This is a genomic window from Pseudomonas sp. GGS8 (assembly GCF_024168645.1).
Lineage (GTDB): Bacteria > Pseudomonadota > Gammaproteobacteria > Pseudomonadales > Pseudomonadaceae > Aquipseudomonas.
The window spans coordinates 318,173-338,121 of sequence record NZ_JALJWF010000001.1 but is presented as its reverse complement, the minus strand read 5'-3'; the positions used below and the strand labels follow the sequence as shown (position 1 = coordinate 338,121).

Here is a 19,949-nt window from a genome sequence, read left to right as displayed (position 1 = left end):
CTCCCAGCCGAACCCACTTCAGGAGTCGAGTCATGGATGGACAAAAACAAGTCGAAAGGGCTGAACCACGCTTTGAAAACGGGCACTTCATGCTCATAGCGGGGCTTGGCGGACGATTTACTGCGGATACGACCAAAGCGATCCCCGACCTATGGGAGAAATTCATTCCCGAGATCGGCAAAATTCCCGGTCAGAAAAGCGAAGTAACCTACGGCATTTGCTGCAATCCAGATGGAAAGGGCGGTTTCGAATACATCGCCGGCGTCGAGATCAGCAAGCTCGACGACCTGCCCGAGAAGTACCGCTGGATCGAAGTTCAGCCTCAGAAGTATGCAGTCTTCGAACACAAGGGCACTCTGGATACCTTGCCCCAAACCTTTCAGCACATCTGGAAAACCTGGTTGCCAGAGTCCGGTTATGAAGCTGCGGACGCTCCGGAGTTCGAACGCTACAGCGAAGACTTCAACCCGAAGCTCAACACCGGCGTGCTGGAAATCTGGCTGCCGATCAAAGCGTAATGAACGGGTCGAGCGGCGGATCGGCGATCCGCCTCTCTGATCGATATCAACGCCTTATTAATTTATGATCCCAGCCTTTCCCACGCTGATTCCGAGCTGCCATGAACACCGTCATCCGCCACGTCACCCCCGCTGACCTGGACCGCTGCTACGCCATCGAAACCGTTGCCTACGAAGGCGACGAAGCCGCCACCCGCGAGAAAATCGCCACCCGCATCGCCACCTGGCCCGAGGGCTTCATCGTCGCCGAAGTCGATGGCGTTGTAGCCGGTTTCGTCAATTCCGGTGCGGCGTTTGAGGTGGAAATGTCGGACGAGGCGTTCAAGGAACTGATCGGCCACGACCCGGCCGGCCCGCACGTGGTGATCATGTCGGTGGTGGTGCATCCGGACTATCAAGGGCAGGGCCTGGCGAAACGTTTGATGGGTGAGTTCATCCAGCGCATGCGCGGCCTGAACAAGGCCAGCATCCATCTGATGTGCAAAGAGCGGCATATTCCGTTGTATACCGGGTTTGGTTTTGCCTACATCAAGCCTTCGGCGTCCGACCATGGCGGGATGGCGTGGCATGAGATGGTGCTCGCGCTCTGAGTGATCGTTCCCACGCAGGAACGATCACAGAAAATGATTTCTTGTGATAAGTTTTTTAATGGCCTAAATTCAGACCTTGTTGCGTTGGTCATCCTGTTCGGATGGCGAGCAGAGGAGTGAACGATGCGAGTTGAAACAATCAGTTTTGTTAAAAAAAATGCAGCGGCGCTGGATCTCTCCGAGCCCATGCTGGTCACTCAGAATGGCGTTCCGGCCTATGTGATCGAGTCTTACGAAGAGCGTAAACGTCGAGACGAGGCGATCGCTCTGATCAAGCTGCTGTCGTTTGCCTCCCGAGACAAGGACCAGGGAAGACTTATTTCTGGCGACACTCTCTTGAACAGGCTGACCCAGCGACGTCAATTGTTGCAAGACGATAACGATGCCTGAAACCTATAGGGTGGAGTTTGCGACCGCTGCGGAACATGGTGTGATTTCGCTTGAGTACTATCTGACTCAGCAATGCGGCCGCAAAAGAGCGGCTGAAATGGTCGATCAATTGGTCATGCAGATCGTCACGGCTCTCGGTAGTCAGGCCCATGTTTACGGCGTTTGTCAGGAAGCAGCGTCTCTTGGGGTGACTCATTTTCGTGAGTACCTGCCTTTGGGGCAGCGGGTTTTGTATGAAGTATTCCCGGGCGAAAACCTTGTCGTGGTCGCTTTGGTCATCGGCCAGCGTCAAAGTATCGAGAAGCAACTGCTCGATTACTGCCTATTGCTCTAATCGTTCGCTACATTCTAAAAGGGTTGCCACAAGGCAACCCTTTTAGTTACCCACTCTCCAGCCTGAGCAGCGGCCAGGTCGTCAGCCAGTCTTTGGATCTGAAGCGCTTTTGAAAAATCATGTGCTTATCTGAAACAAATCTTGCAGTAGGCCTGATGGTCAAATGAAAAAGATCATCTAGACCCAACGGCGCGGCAACCTGACAAACATCGTTCTGCACAAGTCTGACAGCGACCGCCGTTGCTGTTTCCGGCCAATATCTCATCGCATCCGTCGAGGACGTGTAGGGCTGGTCGCCGTTTTGAACATGCATCCTGGCTTGGTTTTTTACCGACCATTTGACTGTTCGATCCAGGTCCCGCAAAGCTTCTTCCAACTGTCGGTCATCCGTGGGTGTGCAGCGATCGGCGTCAAACCAGATGACATCAATATCGGTCGAGACCGGGGACGGAACCCGGTTATGCAAGTGATCCCAAACGGCATTCCTGACAAACCCGGCACCGATCCAGCAATCCGGTAAGTTCAGGGAGTGAACAAGTTGAAGCAGGCGCCAGCGGTCGGGGTCGCCCGAAATGATTGCCTGGACCCTTGAGAGGTTGTCCATTGCCGGCGCCCTCCAAAAAACAATCAGTAAAGACTATCGCGCACCCTGGCCGGCGCTTCCCGGTCATACCTCTCGGCATCGAACTGCCCATCGTTCAGCCGTTTGTGAAACGCACCCGCCGTCGGCAGGGCAGAGCGGTCGAGGTAGCGCTCAGGGTTCCATAAGTCCGAACGCACAATCGCTTTCGAACAATGGAAATACGCCGCGTCCACCGTCACCAGCATCACCGTGCGCGCTGGTTTACCGTTAACGGCAAAACTCTCCAGCAACCCGGGCTCGGCGCTGATCTGCGCCGTGCCGTTGACCCGCAACGTCTCGCCAATTCCCGGAATGATGAACAGCAGCGATACCCGCGAGTCGAGCACGACATTGCGCAGTGTGTCGATGCGGTTGTTGCCGGGACGATCCGGGATGGCCAGGGTGCGTTCATCAATGATCCGCACAAAACCCGGCGTATCGCCGCGCGGCGAGCCGTCCATGCCGTCGGGGCCCACCGAGCTGATAATCACCAGCGGCGAGGCGCGGACCATCGCCTGATAGTCCTCGTTCAAAAACGGGATCTGTTTGCGTACCGCGCGGTCATGGGGCAGGCCGTAGATCGCTTCCAGCGCTTCGATTGAGTTCAACATCCGTTTATCCCTCCACGAATCAGAAAAACAGTCCCATCCGCCGTTCGTAACCGATCCGGCCCTTGTACGCTTCGCCGCTGTCGACAAAACCATATTTGGCATACAGCGCGATGGCCGACTCATTGTCCGCGTCTACCGACAACTCCAGCCCTTTGATGTGCGGCCAGGCCTGGCGCGCCACCTCGGGCAGGGCTTGCAGGCAGGCCTTGCCGTAACCTTTGCCCTGGGCGCGGTGATCGACTTGCAGGGCGTGCAGGGTGGCGCTGTATTCGTTCGCCCAGGCCGGCAGCACCGGCGGGCGCTTGAGCAACAGGAAGGCCACTGGAACCTCTTCGGCCAGCAAGGCAAAGCCTTTGACGCCAGGGCCGGGTTTGGACAGCAAGGTGTGCAACGCACCGTGAATGTCGCCGGAGAATCTGATTTGTTCGGCGTGGATTTCGATGGCCTCGACCTGTTGGCGCTGCAAGGCGTTCAGGCTTTCGTAAGGCACGAGTCGGGCAGTCACTGGAGTGTCCTTTTTCCAACACAAATGAGCCTAGGATTCTAGCGAGTTTGCCTCCATGGATTATTTTTATTTCGGTTGTCGATTTGGCTTTTCGCCAGACGACTAAAGGTGTCTTCAACAAAAAACGTGGAGAACCCTCATGAACGCTCAGACACACATCCATAACTTGATCGAGAACTACCGCCAGGCGGTCATCGCCAAGGACGTGGAAAAGGTCATGGCCCTGTACGCCGACGACATCGTCTCCTTCGATGCCGTCAAAGCCCTGCAATTCAAGGGCAAGGCGGCCTACCGTGCGCATTGGCAGGAATGCATGGAGATGTGCCCCGGCCCGCATGTTTTCGAGTTTCACGAGATCGATATTGTGCCGTCGCAGGAGATCGCTTTCGCTCACTGGCTGGCGCATTGCGGCGGCACCAATGAAAAGGGTGAAACCCAGGCTTGCTGGATGCGCGTTACCGCGTGCTATCGGCAGGAAGCAGGGCTCTGGCAGATCGTCCACGAACACTGGTCGGCTCCGTTCGACATGACCAGCGGCGCGGCGCTGTTCAACCTGGAACCCTGATGGTCGGACTGTTTATCGGAAAGCAGCGCCAAAGCGTCAATCGGCAGCCATAGTTGATCATTCGGTCACGGCCAAGCCGCCTGAAATGGAGAGCCCCAATGAAGTATTTATGCCTGGTCTACAGCAACGAGCACGAGCTGCACTCGTTGCCTGAAAGCCCCAACGACGCCGAGTGCATGGCCTATGCCGAGTCGATCCAGGGCAGCGGCCGGATGATCGCCGCCGAAGCGCTGGAGTCGGTGCAGACCGCGACCACCGTGCGCATGCGCAACGGCAAAATGTCGATCACCGATGGCCCGTTCGCTGAAACCAAGGAGCAGTTGGCCGGCTTCTACCTGATCGATGCCAAGGACCTCAATGAAGCCCTCCAGGTCGCCGGTAACATTCCGGCGGCCCGGGTTGGCTGTGTCGAGGTGCGGCCCGTTCGCCAGTTGAATGTCTGAATAGCTATCACAACAGGAGTTCTTTTATGAGTGTGCAATCCGTCCTGCGAAAAATGGCCCCAGGCCTGCCGGACTGATGCCGGGCGAATCGGTACGGGCGCAAGTCGAGCAGGTTTACCGCGAAGAATCGCGGCGAATTCTGGCGACCCTGATCCGCTTGCTCGGCGATTTTGACCTCGCCGAAGAGGCGCTGCACGAGGCGTTCTTCGTCGCGGTCGAGCGCTGGCAGCGCGACGGTGTGCCGGACAATCCGCGTACTTGGCTGGTGTCTACTGGCCGTTTCAAGGCCATTGATGTGTTGCGTCGGCGCGCGCGTTTCAACGCGTCCCGACCGTTGTTGATCGCTCAACTGGAGGCGCTGGAGCAGGCCGACTGGAGTGACGAAGACGTGGAAGACGATCGCCTGCGCCTGATCTTCACCTGTTGTCACCCGGCACTGGCGGCGGACGCTCAAGTGCCGCTGACCCTGCGCGAAGTCTGCGACCTGACCACGGAAGAAATCGCCCGGGCTTTTCTCTCGGCACCGGCCACCATCGCCCAGCGCATCGTGCGGGCCAAGGCCAAGATCCGTGACGCAAAAATCTCTTATCAAGTGCCCACCCTGACGGAATTGCCCGAGCGTCTCGACAGCGTTTTGCGGGTGATTTACCTGGTGTTCAACGAAGGCTACTCGGCGTCTGTCGGCAGTGAGCTGACCCGTGAAGACCTGACGCGCGAAGCAATTCGTCTCGGTCGGTTGTTGATGGAGTTGTTGCCTGAACCGGAGGTGATGGGGCTGCTGGCGCTGATGCTGTTGCATGAGTCTCGGCGCCCGGCCAGGACCTCCGCGAGCGGTGAGCTGATTGTGCTGGATGAACAGGATCGCTCGTTGTGGAACGCCGAGCTGATTGCCGAAGGCTGCGCCTTGATTGAGCGTGCGCTGACGACGCGGCGCTTCGGCCCTTATTGCCTGCAAGCGGCGATTGCCGCGGTGCATGCCGAAGCGCCCACGGCGGCAGAGACGGACTGGCCGCAGATTGTCGGTCTGTATGACGTGCTGCTGCGGGCCGTGCCGTCGCCGGTGATCGAACTGAACCGCGCAGCGGCGCTGGCCAGACGCGATGGTCCGCAGGCCGGACTGACGTTGATCGAAGGGATTCTGGCGCGAGGCGAGTTGCAGGATTACCACCTGGCACATTCGGCGCGGGCAGAGTTTTGCCGGCAGTTGGGAAGGGTGGAAGAAGCGCAGGCGGCGTATCAGCGGGCGCTGGAATTGACGCAGCAGGTGCCGGAGCGGCGGTTTATCGAGGGGCGGCTTCGGGCGTTGGAGTGATGTGATTTCACTGGCCCCATCGCGGGCAAGCCCGCTCCTACAGGATTGAGGCGATCACACTTTGCGATTCGATTCAATCCTGTGGGAGCGTGGCTTGCCCGCGATAAGGTCCGCAGGGCCTTCATTCAAGCATCTTGCCAAGCAACCAGCTCCCCGCCGGCCCCGGCGGGTGCAGACGCGACCACAGTGCATCGACGTACACCGGTTTCGGCCAGCCACGCACTTTCAATTCCACCAACGAACCAGCCCCGAACCGCCCCACCAGCCACCGCGGCAACGGCGCCCAGCCAAATCCGCCCTGGGCCATTTCCAGCAGCATCAGGTAACTCGGCGCTGACCAGACGCGCCCCTTCGCGCGACTTTCATAGGGATTGACGATCGTTGCCAGACGCAGCTCGCGGTGTTGTTGCAGCACGTCCTGATCGATGTCGCTCAGCGTCGCCAGCGGGTGCGCATGGGACACGAACAGGGCGATTTCCGTGCGCTCGTCCGCCGTTGAACTGACCAGATCCGGCGGATAGCTGTCCTGCATCTCGGCGAAGGCGACATGCGCGCGGCCGCGTTGCACCAGTGCCACCAGGTCATCGCATTCGGCGATCAGGCATTCAAGTTCAAGGTCCGGGTAACGCTGCTCGAAGGCACTGAGCGCCGCTTCGAAACGGTCGGACTGGTAAGTATCGGAAATCGCTACGGTCAGCTTTGGCTCGACGCCTTGGGACAATTGGCTGGCGGTCATTTCCAGACGGCTGGTGGCGGCCAGAATCTCCTCGGCCCGTTGCAGCATGACGTGCCCGGCCGGGGTCAGGCTCGGCTTGCGGCTGCTACGGTCGAAGAGCGCAAGATTCAGGTCGATTTCAAGGCTCGCCACGGCGGCGCTGATGGTCGACTGACTGCGCCCGAGCTTGCGCGCCGCAGCGGAAAACGAGCCTTGGGTCGCGGCCTCTACAAACGCCAGCAACACTTCGTGGGAGGCCATGACTATCGCCTTGATCGATGGTTATTGGTTATGAAGTATCGGTGTGAGGGCGGATCATGGCAACCACAGTCACTCAGGGAGCCTGGCCATGAACGCTAATAAATCCATCACTGAACGAATTCTCCAGGCCATCGGTTTCGAACTGCTGGCGATATTGATCTGTACCCCGCTACTGGCCTGGGTCATGGACAAGCCCATGCTGGAAATGGGTGTGGCAGCCATGGCGATTGCCGCCCTTGCCCTGGCCTGGAACGTGGTCTTCAACGGTGTGTTCGACCGCTTGCTCAAACGCTTCGCGATTGTGCGTAACGCCTGGGTCCGCGTGGTGCACGCGCTGCTGTTCGAAGGCGGACTGGTCGCGTTCGGTGTGCCGTTGATTGCCTGGTGGTTGAAGATCAGCCTGTGGCAGGCGTTCCTGTTGGACATCGGCGTGCTGCTGTTTTTCCTGCCATACACCTACGTGTACCACTGGGGTTACGACGTGGTGCGTGAGCGGCTGTTGGTGCGCAGGGCTTGCGAGGGTTAAAAGCAAAGATCGCAATGACCTGAACCACAACGCATGACCTGTGGGAGCGGGCTTGCCCGCGATAGATTCAACGATGATGTTGACTGTCAGTCCGCCTTCGCGGGCAAGCCCGCTCCCACAGGGTATTGCGGGGCTTCAGAAAAACTTGGTGAACAACCAGTACAAACTGCCCGACAACACAATCGCCGCCGGTAAGGTCAGTACCCAGGCCATCAGCAGGTTGCGGATGGTCTTCATCTGCAAGCCGCCGCCGTTGGCGACCATGGTTCCGGCCACGCCTGAAGACAACACGTGAGTGGTCGATACCGGCAGGCCGAACAGGTCGGCGGCGCCGATGGTCAGCATCGCCACGGTTTCCGCCGAGGCGCCTTGGGCGTAGGTCAGATGCGTCTTGCCGATTTTCTCGCCGACCGTCACCACGATGCGTTTCCAGCCGACCATGGTGCCCAGCCCCAGGGCGATGGCCACCGCGATCTTCACCCACAGCGGAATGAATCGCGTGGCGTTGTCGATCTGTTGCTTGAACAATTGCAGCTTGCCGTTGGTGTCGGCGTCGAAATTGCCGACCTTGTTTTTGTCCATCAGGCGAATGGTTTCGCTGGTCAGGTACATGTCGTTGCGCACGTTGCCCATCGCTTCGGCCGGAACTTTCGACAGCGAGCCGTAACCCTTCACTTCGTTACCGATTTGGCCCGCCAGCGCGGCGAGGGCGGGGATCAGTTGCGGGGTGGCTTCCTTGTTGCGCATGTAGTCGGTCAGCACCGGGCGTGGATCGGTGGGCATCGGCAGCGGTGTGTTTCTCATCAGGGCTTGCTGGGTGACTTCGGCCACCGCGGCGAATTGCAAGGCCTGATCTGCCGGCATGGTGCGGTTCAGCGCATACGCCATCGGCAAGGTGCCCACCAGAATCAGCATGATCAGGCCCATGCCTTTCTGACCGTCGTTGGAGCCGTGGGCGAACGACACGCCGGTGCAGGTCAGAATCAACATGCCGCGAATCCACCACGGTGGCGGGGTATCACCCTTCGGTGCCTTGTACAGTGCGCGATTTTTGACGAAGACACGCAACGCCAGCAGCAACAACGCGGCAAACGCGAAGCCGATCAGCGGTGACAGCAGCAACGCGTAACCGACCTTGGTCGCCTGGGCCCAGTCCACGCCACTGGTGCCGTCGCGGCCGTGCATCAAGGCATTGGCCACGCCGACGCCGATGATCGAACCGATCAGGGTGTGCGACGAAGAGGCCGGCAAGCCCAGCCACCAGGTGCCGAGGTTCCACAGGATGGCGGCGATCAACAGGGCGAAGATCATCGCGAAACCGGCAGAGGATCCGACCTGCAGAATCAGCTCCACCGGCAGCAGGGCAATGATGCCGAACGCCACCGCGCCGCTGGACAGCAACACCCCCAGAAAGTTGAAGAACCCGGACCAGGCCACGGCGAAATTCGGCGGCAAGGAGTGGGTGTAAATCACCGTTGCCACGGCGTTGGCGGTGTCGTGAAAACCGTTGACGAATTCAAAACCCAAGGCAATCAGTAGCGCGACGCCCAACAGCAGAAACGGCGTCCAGGTGGTGACCACCGTGCCGAGCTCGCTCATGTCGTGCATCAGGCTGTAGGCGGTAAACAGCAGCCCGCTGCCCAGCACGGCAAAGAACATCACGAAGGTGAGGAGGCCGGGTTTTTTATCGAACTGCGGCCTGGCGCTGCTGGCGGGCGCCTGGGAGGCGGCGGTGAAGGAAGGCGTAGCCATGCCGGATAATCCTGAGCGGAGAAGGAGTATCGGCCATGATCGTTGCTAAATATTACAGTGAGACTGCGCTGGGTCAGTGTTTGGTTTTTTTGTTGCCTGTCGATCTGGGATCACGCCGATATTGGGCGTTCACAATACCTGTGGCGAGGGGGCTTGCCCCCGTTGGGCTGCGCAGCGGCCCCTATCCGGTTTATTCATTCAAACCGCATTCTCTGGTTTTACGACTGCTTCGCAGCCGAACGGGGCGATGCGGCGTTCCGACAAGCCCCCTCGCCACAGGATTGGGATAAGGCCCTGGTTCTTTGCTTAATAATCGCGTCGCTTGCGAAACGCCCAGCGCCCGGCAATCAGGGTAAACGTCGCAACCAGCGCCACCAGAATCCAGAACCCCTCCGGATCCCCGGCCAGCGGCACCCCGCCGACGTTCATGCCGAAGAAACCGGCAATGATGTTGATCGGCAGCGCCAGCACCGTGACCACGGTCAGGGTGAACAGCGTGCGGTTGCTCTGTTCGTTGAGGTTGGCGGCGATTTCTTCCTGCAGCAGCTTGATCCGTTCACCCAGCGCGGTGAGGTCGTTGATGATCAGCGCAAACTCCTCGGTGGATTTGCGCAGCTCCTTGACGTCCTCCTTCTGCAACCATTGCGGCGGACGATTGAGCAGGCGCAGCAACGAGCCCGGCTCCAGCGCCAGCAACCGTTGCAGGCGCACCAGCACCCGGCGGTTGGCGCCCAGTTCGGCGCGGTTGGTGGACAGGCGCGACGACAGCAACTCATCTTCGATCTGGTCGACACTGAGGCTGGTCTTGCGCACGATCTGCGTCAGCACTTCGCCCTGATCACGCAGCAAATGCACCAGCAGTTCCAGCGGCGAGCGAAAGCATTCACCGGCCTTCACCGAAGAGCGCAGCTTGTCCACCGAGTGCAGCGGTTGCAGGCGCGCGCTGATGATCAGCCGACTGCGGGCGCAGACCCACAGCGTCGAGACATCCGAGGAAACCATGCTGCTGAGGTTGAACACCACGTCGTTGACCACCGCCAGCAACGCCGAATCGACATGCTCGATGCGCGTCGAACGGGACCCTTCATGCAAGGCTTCGAAAAACTCGTCGGGTAATTCCAGGTGGCTTTTCATCCAGCGCTCGCACGCGGCATGGGCCAGGTTCAGGTGCAGCCAGAGAAACTCATCACTGTCGTGCGGTTGTTGCAGGCAGTGCAACGCCTTGGCCGAATCGATCTCTCGACCGCGCTCGCCGGGGCGAAAACTGAAACCGTAAAGCAGGCCGAACAAGTCGGAATCGCGATGGCGTTGGTCAATGCTGTGGTTCATGAAGTCTCGCTGCGAGGAGGCGCCTGTCGCGGGTTTCACAGGTTCACTTGAGCCTCATCATTGCAAGCGCTCATGACGGTTTTGTGACGGTGAGGTGTACGCAAACGATTGCGATACCGATGGTCGGATTCTCCTCAAGAACCGCTCTGGCAGGCCGATCACGGTTGGGTTAAGTTTGCGCGCCTTCGGCCAAGGGCCAATGTGGGAGACAGGGATGTCCGGATACTTTTCACGCCTTCATCCGCGTGCCTCATTCCTGTTTTGAGTACTTCCCGATGTCTTTACAAAAGTCCCTTCGAGCACAAATTCTCGCCCTGTTGAGCGGCAGCCTGTTGGCGATGTTGCTGATCGCTTTGGCCAGCTTTCACTTTCTGTCCAACGGTGTTCAGAGCTACGCGAATCTGATTGAAGGCCCGTTGCGCACCTCGCAATTGATCGATGAAGCCAACCTGCAATTCAAGGTGCAGGTTCAGGAGTGGAAAAACGTCCTGCTGCGCGGCAAGCAGCCAGCGGACCTGGACAAATACTGGAAGCAATTCGAGGACGGCCAGCGCAACGTGCAGGGCATCCTGAGCGAGCTGGCCGGGCAGAAAGGCATCGAGCCGCAACTCAAGACTCGCATCGAACGTTTGCGTGAAGAGCATCGTCTCCTGGGGGCGGCCTATCTGAAGGGGCGTGATGCCTACGTGGCGGCGGGTGCCGACCCCGCGGCCGGCGACAACGCGGTCAAGGGCATGGACCGTGCCGCCAGCGAACAGATGAATGAGCTGGTCAGCGAATTGCGCAAACAGGGCACCGAGCAATCGAAGCTGATCAGCGCCAGCGCCGATCGCACCGTGTTGCTGGGGATCGTGGTGATGCTGCTGTCGGGTCTACTGATTGGCCTGTTGAGTCTGTGGCTGGTCAATCGCAACCTGGTGGAGCCGATCCGCAAACTGATTGACTACGTGGCGCAACTCAGTCAGGGCCGGTTCGCCGAACGTGTGGCCAGCACCCGTCAGGACGAGTTGGGTAACCTGGCCAGGGCCGCCAACACCTTGCGCGATTTCCTCGCCGAAACCTTCAGTCGTTTGCAGCGCAGCGCGTCGGACCTGGACAGTGCCAGCGGTGAACTGAACTCGATTGCCGGCCTTATGGCCAGCGGCACCAACGAGCAGTTCAATCGCACCGATCAGGTGGCCACGGCGATGAACGAAATGTCCGCCACCGCGCAAGAAGTCGCGCGCCACGCCGCCGATGCGGCACGTGCGGCTGACGAAGCCGATCAGTCCGCCCAGCAGGGCGAGAAGGTCATGCAGGGCACCATCCACACCATCACCCAAATGCGCGGCGAAATCGCCAACACCGCGACGGTCATCCGTCGTCTGGAAGAAGACAGCGGGCGCATCGGCAAAGTGCTGGAAGTGATTCGCGGCATCGCCGAACAAACCAACCTGCTGGCGCTCAACGCGGCAATCGAAGCGGCCCGTGCCGGTGAAGCCGGGCGTGGTTTTGCGGTGGTCGCCGATGAAGTACGCAGCCTGGCCCAGCGCACGGCAGCGTCGATCATCGAGATCAACCAGATCATTCAAACCGTGCAAACCGGTGCGGTAGACGCGGCACAAGCCATCGAAAGCGGCCAGTCGCGTAGTGAGCAAAGCGTCGAGCAAGTCACCCAGGCTGGCGCCATGCTCGAGCGGATCACCCATGCCGTGGAAGCCATTCGCGACATGAACCGCCAGATCGCCACCGCCGCCGAAGAGCAGACCTCGGTGGCCGAAGACATCTCGCGCAACCTCACCGAAATCACCAGCATCGCCAGCACCAACCTGGACAACGTGCAGCGCACCGAAGCGGCCAGCCACAACCTGCACGGGTTGTCGGGGCAGTTGAATGAAGTGACAGCCCGGTTGAGCGCCTAGTGAAATGGACTGTGTACCGATTCGGTTACCGAGTCGGTACACAGTCACCCTCAAGTTCGTGCCGCGCCTGACGATGACGGATGTACCCAAACTGCATATTGGATAACGCCCATGGTCAGCATCAGCTCCGTTTCGATCAACCAGACCCTGTCGACCTCTTCAAGCCAGGTTTCGATCAACAACAGCACCGAAGACAGCACTGTCGCGGCATCCACCGAGGCGTCCAGCGACACCACCAAGGTTGCCGGCGGTGGTGCTGCCGCGTCGAGCGAAAGCAGCTCCAGCAGCAGTGAGTCCGATACGGTGAAAGAACTGCGCAAGCAGCTCGCCGAACTGCAAAAGCAATTGCAGGAACAACAGCAGCAACTGCAAGCGGCCCAGGCCAAGCAGGAAAGCTCCGAAGCCAAGGCAGCGGAGGTTGCGGCGGCTCAGTCGCAAATTGCGGCTACGTCGGCTTCCGTGCAAACGGTGACGGCGGCATTGTTGCAGGCGTTGCAGGATGAGGGGGGCAGCACCTCGGGTTCAGTGGTCAGTACCACCGCTTAAGTCCTGGGCGGCAAGCTGAAGGTAAACGTCGTGCCCTGCGGCGCGGTCGATTCCACCTCCAGTGTGCCGCCATGGGCCTGTGCAATCTGGCTGGCAATGTACAACCCTAACCCGAGGCCGGCCTGCGGTGTTCCGCCGGTCGGTCGCGAGTAGGGCTGGAACAGGTGCGGCAGTGCATTTTCGGCAATCAGCCCCTGGTTTTTCACGCTCAACACGAAGTGCCCTTCCTTGGCCTGCGCACTGACCTCGACCGGGCCGTCGGGATCTCCGTGGACGACGGCGTTCGCCAGCAGGTTGGACAGCAACTGCGCGACCCGTTCGCGATCGCAATGCATGTCGCTCAGGTCGCCGATCGACGACTGGATGATGCGTTTGGGGTGAATGCTCTGGATCTCGGCAATCACATGCCTCAGCGCATCCCCCAAATCCGGGCACGGCTCTATAGTCACCGGGATGCCGCGACCCAATGACCCCCGCGCGAAGTCCAGCACATCGTCGACCAGTTTGGTCGCACGCCGGGCGCTGGTGAGGATATGCTGCGCCCGTTGCTCGTTTGCCGGGTCGTTGAGTTTGCGCAAGAGCATTTCGGCGCCGGCGCTGATGGCGAACAAGGGGTTGCGCAGATCATGACCGAGCACAGCGATGAACTGTTCGCGCAGTTTGGTGGTTTTATGTTCCGCTTCGGTCCGTTGCAGGTTTTCTTCGGCTTCGATCTGCAGCGCCAGCATCCGGGCGAACGATTCCATGGTGTTCGGGATCGTGCTGGATTTGAGCGGCACCGGATCAGGATCGAGGGCGCAGAGGGTGCCGAAAAAGCGTCCATCGGTGCGCAATATCGGCACGGCAATGTAGCTTTCGAATGGGCAGGTGCGAGGCGTGTGCTGATCGCGGCAGAGCGGGTCTTCACTGGCCTTGTCGATCACCACCGACTGGCGGCCCTGGCGAATTTCGTCGCTCAGCGTGGAGATCAGCTCCAGTTCATCGCCCACCTGCAAACCGAAACCCAGTCGATCGAGCACCGCGCAGGCGGTCCAGGTGTTTTCGCTGACGCGGGCCACCGCGGCGAACCGCAGCCCGGTCAGCTCACTGATCACCTGAAGAATCGCCGGCACCGCGCTGATCCGGCCGATCGTGGCGATGTCTGCTGCCGCTGTTTGCCCCATATCCCTGGTTCTCTGCTTCAACCTGCCGAATGGCTCTGAGGATTCTAGCGGGCTTATGCGGGGCTGGTGCGACTTCGTTCGTGACTTCGGAAGCAGGCCTGGCGCTGAATGCAAAAAGCCGCACGACCCGAAGATCGTGCAGCTTTTTGCACGGGAATCACTTGTCTTGTTTGTTGCTCAGGACTTTGCCGGTTTTGGCATTGACGTCCACATCCCACTCGACACCCTTTTCATCGCGGATTTCCACCTGGTAGACGTACGTACCAGTGGCGGTGTGCTCGAGTTCGGTGTCGGTGATGTTGGCGACGGTGCTGCCAGGGTGCTCAGCGAGGGCGGCCTGATTGAGCTTTTGCATGTCCAGGATAGTGCCATCCTTGAGCAGACCCGGGATCAAGTCCGGGCGAACATCAGCCTGGGCCAAGCCAGCGGTGAGGGTCAGGGTGGCAGCGGTGAACAGGGCAGTTAAGGTTTTCATCAAGTTCTTTCCTTGGAGGAGCTGTTTAAGTGGGATCAGGTTAAACAGCGCAACTTAATTCACCCTTAATTGCCTGTGGCGTCAGCTAAAAGCTTCGCGGGCAAGCCTCGCTCCTACCGATTTGTGGTACGCCACAATAGTGTGATCGCCACGTAACGTGTGGGAGCGTGGCTTGCCCGCGATGGGCACGACGCTATGCAGTGCCTGGCGCCGATCAATACCCGTTGTTCTGCAACAACTGCGCAACACTCGCCGCCGCCGGGCGCTTATAGAACTTCAGCAGTTCGCTGGCGCGGTTGGTGAAGATGCCATCGACACCGGCATCCGTCACTTTCTGATAATCCACGGCATCGTCGATGGTGTAGGCGTGCACCAGCAGGCCCTGATCGTGGGTGTACTGGTTCATCCACGGTTTCACCAGGTCCGAATAGCTCTGATCGCCACCCTTGGTCAGCGCGGCAGAAGGCCCGGTGCCGATAGCGCCCTGGGCCTTGGCGTACTCGACCCATTGCTGGAACTCGGCTTTGTCCTTCGGTTCCTGTTTGGCGTAGTAAGTCGCTTTGTCCTTGTCACCGGACTCGGCGAACGTCACTTTGGATTTCGGCTCGATGCTGCCTTCACCGACCCACAACAGCAGGATTTTAGGCACTTGCGGCATTTCCTTTTCGAGCAGTTCGAGGCTGCTCTTCTCGAAGGTTTGCAGCACGACTTTGCCTTTGCTCTGGCCGACCGCCAGATTACTTTTTGCCAGTTTCGAACCGGCCGGGCTCAGCCAGCCACGGTCCTGCAATTTATCCTTGAGATCGCGCTCGATGCCGGGAAACTGCTTCGGCTCTTTGGTTTCGATGTACAGGCCAGGCTTGTGCAGCGGATTGCCTTGGGCGATGTCGATGATTTCGTCCAGGGTCAGAATTTTCAGACCCGCATAGCCCGGACGCGCGCGATCCGGGTAAGCCGTGTTGAACCAGCTGCCGGCATCCAGGGTCTTGAGTTCGGCGATGGTGAATTCGTTGGCCGGGCTGTCCTTGCGTTCAGGGAACTTGGTGGCGACGTCGGTGGTGCGTTGCAGGTTGTTGTCGTGCAGGGCGAACAGCACGCCATCCTTGCTACGTTGCAGGTCCATTTCCAGGTAGTCGGCACCCAGGTCACGGGCCAGTTTGTAGGCCGCGGCGGTAGATTCCGGTGCATCGAAAGACGCGCCACGGTGGGCGATCACCGCTGGGTGTGGAATGCCCAGGCGGGTTGCCAGTGCGCTGGGGCTTGGTTCGTTGGTAGCCTGTGCCTGGCCGAGGCCGAGCATCAGGCTTAGCAGCAGGGCGCTCTTGGTGAAGGTGACAGGCATGGTCGAAGTCCTTTTGCGATGGGTTTTCAAAGACGTATCTTTTAACAACTGAGCACTGCTTGCGCTATCGCCAGACCGACATAAACGTGTTTAAAGGAGATTTTTTCAGCGCATTTGTGCGGTTCTTTGCAGTAGTCTTGGTCGAGGCGTTTCCCCGGCAGAGGGAAACCCCGTTCGCTTGCCCTGCGTGTAAACCCTTAATCACTGGTCCTTTACGACCTTTTGTGAGGTTTACCATGCGCATCACTTCCCAGCTCATTTGCCAGGCTGCCGACCAACTCAAAGGCTTCGTCGGCCTCAATCGCAAGACCGGCCACTACATCGTGCGCTTCAGCGAAGATGCCTTCGGCATGGACGTGGCCGACGGCGGCATCATTCCTACCCGTGAATTCGTCTGGGCACCCGGCCCCGAGCAGACCATGACGCTCAAGCGTGAACTGATCCAGTTGCTGCTGGACCAGAACATTGATGACCGGATCAACATCACCGAGCCGTTACGGGTGTACATGAATCGACGGGACGTGCCGCAGATTTCGGCGATGAGGAGTCTGGTGCGGGGTTGAGGGTTTTGTGGTGGCTGCTCTGGCCTCTTCGCGGGCAAGCCCGCTCCCACATTTGATCCCTGTTGGGCACAAATCTTGTGGACCCAGGAGATCTCTGTGGGAGCGGGCTTGCCCGCGAAGACGGCCTTCAGAACACCGCATCATTTACTGTTTGAACGCATAGGCCCGCTCAACCTTGCACACCCGCGTATGACACGCCGAATACCAGGTCGACCGTCCACGCTCACGAATCGCGCTGTGCTCGGGATGATGCTTCCAGGCCAGGATCGCCGCTTCGCTGGTCCAGTAGGACACCGTAATCCCGAGCCCATCCGCGCCCCGGGCCGATTCCACGCCCAGGAAGCCGGGTTGCTCACGGGCCAGTTCCACCATGCGCTGGGCGGCCTGTTCATAACCGTGATCACCTTCGGTGCGCAGCGAGGTGAAAATCACAGCATAGTAAGGTGCTGCAGGTGTCTGGGCGATCATGGCGTTTGCCTCGCACAGGCTTCGACCAACGCCTTGACCAATGGCGGTAGCACGCCCTTGAACGCGGCGCGTTCCGGTTGGAACAGCGTTGCGACAAAGAACAGATGATCTTTCAGCTCTACTGCCCGCAGCCCCCCTGCCGAATCGTGGCCAACCGCCTGCAACTGTTGTGTCAGTAGCTGCCGTTCAAACTCGGGATTCACACCGTAACGGCAGTGATAGCCTTCACGAATCTCAGCGTTTTCGTACGCCTTGGCGATCAACGAGCCTTCAACCAAGTGAATGCTGTCGACGGCTTCCACCAACGCACAGGTCAGCGGCGTGAGTAACGCCCGCGTCGCGTCGGGCGATGTCTCGCCGTGTTCGGCATCTTCCCAACCCAAAACGTTGCGGGAGAACTCCAGCACCGCGTGCTGAAAACCGCCGCACGTGCCGAGGAACGGTCGCTGCTGTTCCCGGGCAAAGCGGATCGCCCGTAACGCGCCATCCAGGTCGCGATAAGGGCTGGCGGGTACGCACCAGAAACCATCGAAGTCATCCAGCGGCGTATCGGTGGTGATGCGATCGGTGGGCAGCCATTGAAACTGTAGGTTCTGGTCTGAGTGTTCGGCGGCCATGCCGAGGGCGATGGGGATGGCTTGATGGGCGGTGACCTGTGGGTCGTAATCGCCGATCAGGGCGATGCGGAGGGGGCTGGTTTCCATGGGTGACCTCGACGCTTGTTGATTCCTGGCACCCACTATAGATTGGCGTTCACGCAATCAATATTGGCGTTATCCCAAGTGATCAATGCATCAGTGCACTATCGGCTGGACTACCCGGATCTGTCGTTGATCCTCGCCCTCGTGCGTGGCGGCTCTCTGGCCCGGGCCTCGGCGTTGTTGAAGGTCGATGTCTCGACGGTGTTTCGCGCCGTGCGCCGACTGGAAGCCGCGCTGGGCCAGCAACTGTTCGAAAAGAGCCGTGCCGGTTACCTGCCGACCACCCTGGCGCAGACTCTGGCCAAGCAGGCTGAACGGGCCGAGCAAGCGCTGGAAGCGGCGCGCATCGGCGTGGAGCAGGGCGGTGAAATCATCAGCGGCACCGTGCGCCTGACCTGCACCGATTCGGTCCTGCAAAGTCTACTGCTGCCGGCGCTGGCGCAATTCATGCCGTCTTACCCGGCGTTGACTATTGAACTCTGCACCTCCAACGACTTCGCCAACCTCAGCCGCCGCGACGCCGACATCGCCTTGCGGCTGACCCGCACACCGCCCGAGCATCTGGTTGGCCGGCGTCTTGCGGACATTTCCTACCGGGTCTGTGCCAGTTCGGCTTATCTGCAATCGGTCGACTCCCACGACTTGGCTTCATTGACCTGGATCGCCCCGGACGACTTCCTGCCCGATCACCCCACCGTTGCGTGGCGGCGTCAGCAGTTGCCCGGTGTGACACCCGGTTATCGCTGCAACAGCATGTTGTCGGTGACCGAGTTGGTGCGGGCTGGATTGGGTGTCGCGGCATTGCCGGACTTTCTGATCGGTGACGGACTGCAACCGTTGACCGAGCCCTTGCACGGTTATGACACCGCGTTGTGGCTGCTGACCCGCCCGGACTGTCGCGCGTTGCGCTCGGTGGTCACATTGTTCGACGAGTTGGGGCGGGCGCTCCGGATCAAACCTTCGGTGGCTCCTTGCCGATGAAGTGTTGATGCATTTCCGACGTCAGGCTTTCGATGCGTTCGGTCAGGGTCTTGGTGATTTCGGTGAGCCGGGTATTTTGCTCCAGCAACTCCTTCAGTTGCGCAGTGTTCCGCGCGGCCTGGGCCTGACGTTCAATGTTGGCGATGGCCAAAGCTTCTCGGTGTTGCGCATCGGCTTCGGACTGGGCTTTGTCCCGCGCCGCCTGCCGCGTCTGGGCCAGCAGAATCAGCGGTGCGGCATAAGCCGCTTGCAGGCTGAACGCCAGGTTGAGCAGGATGAAGGGGTACACATCGAATTGGGTTACGCCGGACAGGTTCAGGCAAATCCAGATCACCACAATCAGGGTCTGGGCGCCGAGAAAAGTCGGCGTGCCGAAGAACCGCGCAAAAGCCTCGGCGCGCAGGGCAAAACGGTCGGTACCGAAAGTGGGTGCCAGATGAGCGTGAGGGCGATGGAAGCGCAGGTGATCGATGGGGCCGGTAGGTTCTGTTTCGGTTTCGCGGGTCGGGGTGCTCATGGTGCTCTCTACATGGCGCTGGGACTGAGGCTCACTATAGTCCCAGCACCAGTTTCATTCTGAAACATATTGCGGTGTTTTTATTCAGAGCGATCGATCAGCGATAAAGCGGCGGACCTTGTCATTTTTAGCAGCGTGATTCAGCACTCATAACACGCCAGGAACATGTCCAGCGCCGACTCCACCACGGTGTGCTGCATGTCGGGCGACAGGCCCGATTGGCCCATGGAGATCTGCGGCCAGAACGCAAAGGACTTGAGCAATCCATGAATCTGTTGCGCGGCGAACTCAGGCGCGACCGGTTTCAATCGGCCATCGGCCTGGGCGGCACGAATCCACACCGTCAAACTTTCTTCGCGCTCACCCATTCGGGCGACCATGTTCTGCGCACGGTCGGGAGAGTGGATGGTGGCGGCAATCGCCACTCGCGCCAGGTCGAGAAAATTGTCATCGGCCAGCATCTGCAATTTCGCCTGCAACATCAGACGCAGCTGATCGCGCAGGGGCAGGTCAGGGCGGTAGGCCGTTTCCTGTTCGGCCGTTACTCGGGTCCATAACTGATTGAGGATTTCGGCGAACAACTCTTCCTTGCTTGGGAAGTGGTTGTACACCGTGCGCTTCGACACACCGGCGGTGGCGGCGATCTTGTCCATGCTGGTGATGTCGAAACCGTTGGTACGGAATTCGGCAATCGCCGCCTGGATGATGGCTTCGCGTTTTCGGTCGGTGAGGCGCTGTGGAGCTGTCATAAGTACGCTTCGGCAGGAAGAAGTGGAGAATTACACTTGGTAGTTTACTTGTGATCGGCTTTGATGCAAC

The 19,949-nt window shown here is 59.6% G+C and carries 25 protein-coding genes; 12 read left to right on the top strand and 13 right to left on the bottom strand.

The genetic code is table 11. The features are described 5' to 3' along the window. Positions 1-32: 32 nt before the first annotated feature. From J3D54_RS01570 to J3D54_RS01555, 4 genes are all read left to right on the top strand, one after another. A complete protein-coding gene (locus J3D54_RS01570) occupies positions 33-518 on the top strand; it encodes a GyrI-like domain-containing protein (RefSeq protein WP_253416418.1) in 486 nt (161 codons plus the stop codon). 101 nt (positions 519-619) lie between these two features. Further along, positions 620-1,108 (top strand): GNAT family N-acetyltransferase, encoded by a 489-nt coding sequence (locus J3D54_RS01565; RefSeq protein ID WP_253416417.1) that lies wholly within the window; start codon positions 620-622, stop codon positions 1,106-1,108. 123 nt (positions 1,109-1,231) lie between these two features. Then, entirely contained in the window at positions 1,232-1,498 is a 267-nt protein-coding gene (locus J3D54_RS01560; RefSeq protein WP_253416416.1) for a type II toxin-antitoxin system Phd/YefM family antitoxin, read from the top strand. Then, positions 1,491-1,832: a hypothetical protein gene (locus J3D54_RS01555; protein WP_253416415.1), complete on the top strand. Its 342-nt coding sequence runs from the start codon at positions 1,491-1,493 to the stop codon at positions 1,830-1,832. Before J3D54_RS01560 ends, J3D54_RS01555 begins: the two co-directional genes overlap by 8 nt. A 46-nt stretch (positions 1,833-1,878) precedes the next feature. Here J3D54_RS01555 and J3D54_RS01550 read toward each other — a convergent pair whose 3' ends face one another. Genes J3D54_RS01550 through J3D54_RS01540 form a run of 3 tightly spaced genes read right to left on the bottom strand, consistent with a single transcriptional unit; the run spans position 1,879 to position 3,570 of the window. After that, complete coding sequence (locus tag J3D54_RS01550) at positions 1,879-2,436, bottom strand: nucleotidyltransferase family protein (protein WP_253416414.1); 558 nt, start codon at positions 2,434-2,436, stop codon at positions 1,879-1,881. Between the two features lie 23 nt (positions 2,437-2,459). Continuing rightward, a complete protein-coding gene (locus J3D54_RS01545) occupies positions 2,460-3,065 on the bottom strand; it encodes a pyridoxamine 5'-phosphate oxidase family protein (RefSeq protein WP_253416413.1) in 606 nt (201 codons plus the stop codon). Between the two features lie 19 nt (positions 3,066-3,084). Then, positions 3,085-3,570, bottom strand: coding sequence for a GNAT family N-acetyltransferase (locus J3D54_RS01540; RefSeq protein WP_253416412.1), 486 nt, complete (start codon positions 3,568-3,570; stop codon positions 3,085-3,087). Positions 3,571-3,709: 139 nt separating this feature from the next. Here J3D54_RS01540 and J3D54_RS01535 point away from each other — a divergent pair, with 139 nt between their 5' ends. The 3 genes from J3D54_RS01535 (at position 3,710) to J3D54_RS01525 (ending at position 5,890) form a co-directional block, all read left to right on the top strand. Beyond that, complete coding sequence (locus J3D54_RS01535; protein WP_253416411.1) at positions 3,710-4,135, top strand: nuclear transport factor 2 family protein; 426 nt, start codon at positions 3,710-3,712, stop codon at positions 4,133-4,135. A gap of 98 nt (positions 4,136-4,233) precedes the next feature. After that, positions 4,234-4,578 (top strand): YciI family protein, encoded by a 345-nt coding sequence (locus tag J3D54_RS01530; RefSeq protein ID WP_019651728.1) that lies wholly within the window; start codon positions 4,234-4,236, stop codon positions 4,576-4,578. 76 nt (positions 4,579-4,654) lie between these two features. Continuing rightward, entirely contained in the window at positions 4,655-5,890 is a 1,236-nt protein-coding gene (locus tag J3D54_RS01525) for an RNA polymerase sigma factor (RefSeq protein ID WP_253416410.1), read from the top strand. A 121-nt stretch (positions 5,891-6,011) separates the two neighbouring features. On the opposite strand, the gene J3D54_RS01520 is transcribed toward J3D54_RS01525, so the two are convergent. Then, entirely contained in the window at positions 6,012-6,866 is an 855-nt protein-coding gene (locus tag J3D54_RS01520) for a LysR family transcriptional regulator (RefSeq protein ID WP_253416409.1), read from the bottom strand. 88 nt (positions 6,867-6,954) lie between these two features. Here J3D54_RS01520 and J3D54_RS01515 point away from each other — a divergent pair, with 88 nt between their 5' ends. Then, entirely contained in the window at positions 6,955-7,392 is a 438-nt protein-coding gene (locus tag J3D54_RS01515) for a multidrug/biocide efflux PACE transporter (protein ID WP_253416408.1), read from the top strand. Positions 7,393-7,527: 135 nt separating this feature from the next. On the opposite strand, the gene J3D54_RS01510 is transcribed toward J3D54_RS01515, so the two are convergent. Both J3D54_RS01510 and J3D54_RS01505 read right to left on the bottom strand, forming a co-directional pair. Continuing rightward, a complete protein-coding gene (locus tag J3D54_RS01510) occupies positions 7,528-9,144 on the bottom strand; it encodes an inorganic phosphate transporter (RefSeq protein ID WP_253416407.1) in 1,617 nt (538 codons plus the stop codon). A 306-nt stretch (positions 9,145-9,450) separates the two neighbouring features. Next, entirely contained in the window at positions 9,451-10,473 is a 1,023-nt protein-coding gene (locus J3D54_RS01505) for a transporter (protein ID WP_253416406.1), read from the bottom strand. A gap of 275 nt (positions 10,474-10,748) precedes the next feature. Here J3D54_RS01505 and J3D54_RS01500 point away from each other — a divergent pair, with 275 nt between their 5' ends. Together J3D54_RS01500 and J3D54_RS01495 are read left to right on the top strand one after the other, a co-directional pair. Further along, positions 10,749-12,374, top strand: coding sequence for a methyl-accepting chemotaxis protein (locus J3D54_RS01500; RefSeq protein WP_253416405.1), 1,626 nt, complete (start codon positions 10,749-10,751; stop codon positions 12,372-12,374). A gap of 111 nt (positions 12,375-12,485) precedes the next feature. Then, the gene (locus tag J3D54_RS01495; protein WP_253416404.1) at positions 12,486-12,920 is read left to right on the top strand and encodes a hypothetical protein; all 435 of its coding nucleotides are present in this window, start codon (positions 12,486-12,488) and stop codon (positions 12,918-12,920) included. Here the strand turns inward: J3D54_RS01495 and J3D54_RS01490 are convergent. The 3 genes from J3D54_RS01490 to J3D54_RS01480 all read right to left on the bottom strand — a co-directional run bounded on the left by J3D54_RS01490 (position 12,917) and on the right by J3D54_RS01480 (position 15,900). Further along, on the bottom strand, positions 12,917-14,083 hold the full coding sequence (locus J3D54_RS01490; RefSeq protein WP_253416403.1) for a GAF domain-containing sensor histidine kinase: 1,167 nt from the start codon (positions 14,081-14,083) through the stop codon (positions 12,917-12,919). The two genes, J3D54_RS01495 and J3D54_RS01490, sit on opposite strands and share 4 nt — an antisense overlap. 157 nt (positions 14,084-14,240) lie before the next feature. After that, positions 14,241-14,558 (bottom strand): PepSY domain-containing protein, encoded by a 318-nt coding sequence (locus J3D54_RS01485; protein WP_253416402.1) that lies wholly within the window; start codon positions 14,556-14,558, stop codon positions 14,241-14,243. Positions 14,559-14,772: 214 nt separating this feature from the next. Next, positions 14,773-15,900: a glycerophosphodiester phosphodiesterase gene (locus J3D54_RS01480; RefSeq protein WP_253416401.1), complete on the bottom strand. Its 1,128-nt coding sequence runs from the start codon at positions 15,898-15,900 to the stop codon at positions 14,773-14,775. 236 nt (positions 15,901-16,136) lie between these two features. Here J3D54_RS01480 and J3D54_RS01475 point away from each other — a divergent pair, with 236 nt between their 5' ends. Next, a complete protein-coding gene (locus J3D54_RS01475) occupies positions 16,137-16,463 on the top strand; it encodes a DUF2025 family protein (RefSeq protein ID WP_253416400.1) in 327 nt (108 codons plus the stop codon). 144 nt (positions 16,464-16,607) lie between these two features. Here J3D54_RS01475 and J3D54_RS01470 read toward each other — a convergent pair whose 3' ends face one another. Together J3D54_RS01470 and J3D54_RS01465 are read right to left on the bottom strand one after the other, a co-directional pair. Then, complete coding sequence (locus J3D54_RS01470; RefSeq protein ID WP_253416399.1) at positions 16,608-16,931, bottom strand: antibiotic biosynthesis monooxygenase; 324 nt, start codon at positions 16,929-16,931, stop codon at positions 16,608-16,610. After that, positions 16,928-17,635: a CTP synthase gene (locus tag J3D54_RS01465; RefSeq protein ID WP_253416398.1), complete on the bottom strand. Its 708-nt coding sequence runs from the start codon at positions 17,633-17,635 to the stop codon at positions 16,928-16,930. Before J3D54_RS01465 ends, J3D54_RS01470 begins: the two co-directional genes overlap by 4 nt. 15 nt (positions 17,636-17,650) lie before the next feature. On the opposite strand from J3D54_RS01465, the gene J3D54_RS01460 reads away from it, so the two are divergent. Beyond that, complete coding sequence (locus tag J3D54_RS01460) at positions 17,651-18,613, top strand: LysR family transcriptional regulator (protein ID WP_253416397.1); 963 nt, start codon at positions 17,651-17,653, stop codon at positions 18,611-18,613. On the opposite strand, the gene J3D54_RS01455 is transcribed toward J3D54_RS01460, so the two are convergent. Beyond that, positions 18,585-19,130, bottom strand: a complete 546-nt coding sequence (locus J3D54_RS01455) for a DUF1003 domain-containing protein (protein WP_253416396.1) — start codon at positions 19,128-19,130, stop codon at positions 18,585-18,587. The genes J3D54_RS01460 and J3D54_RS01455 overlap by 29 nt on opposite strands. A 140-nt stretch (positions 19,131-19,270) precedes the next feature. Then, entirely contained in the window at positions 19,271-19,879 is a 609-nt protein-coding gene (locus J3D54_RS01450) for a TetR/AcrR family transcriptional regulator (RefSeq protein WP_253416395.1), read from the bottom strand. Positions 19,880-19,949: the final 70 nt, after the last annotated feature.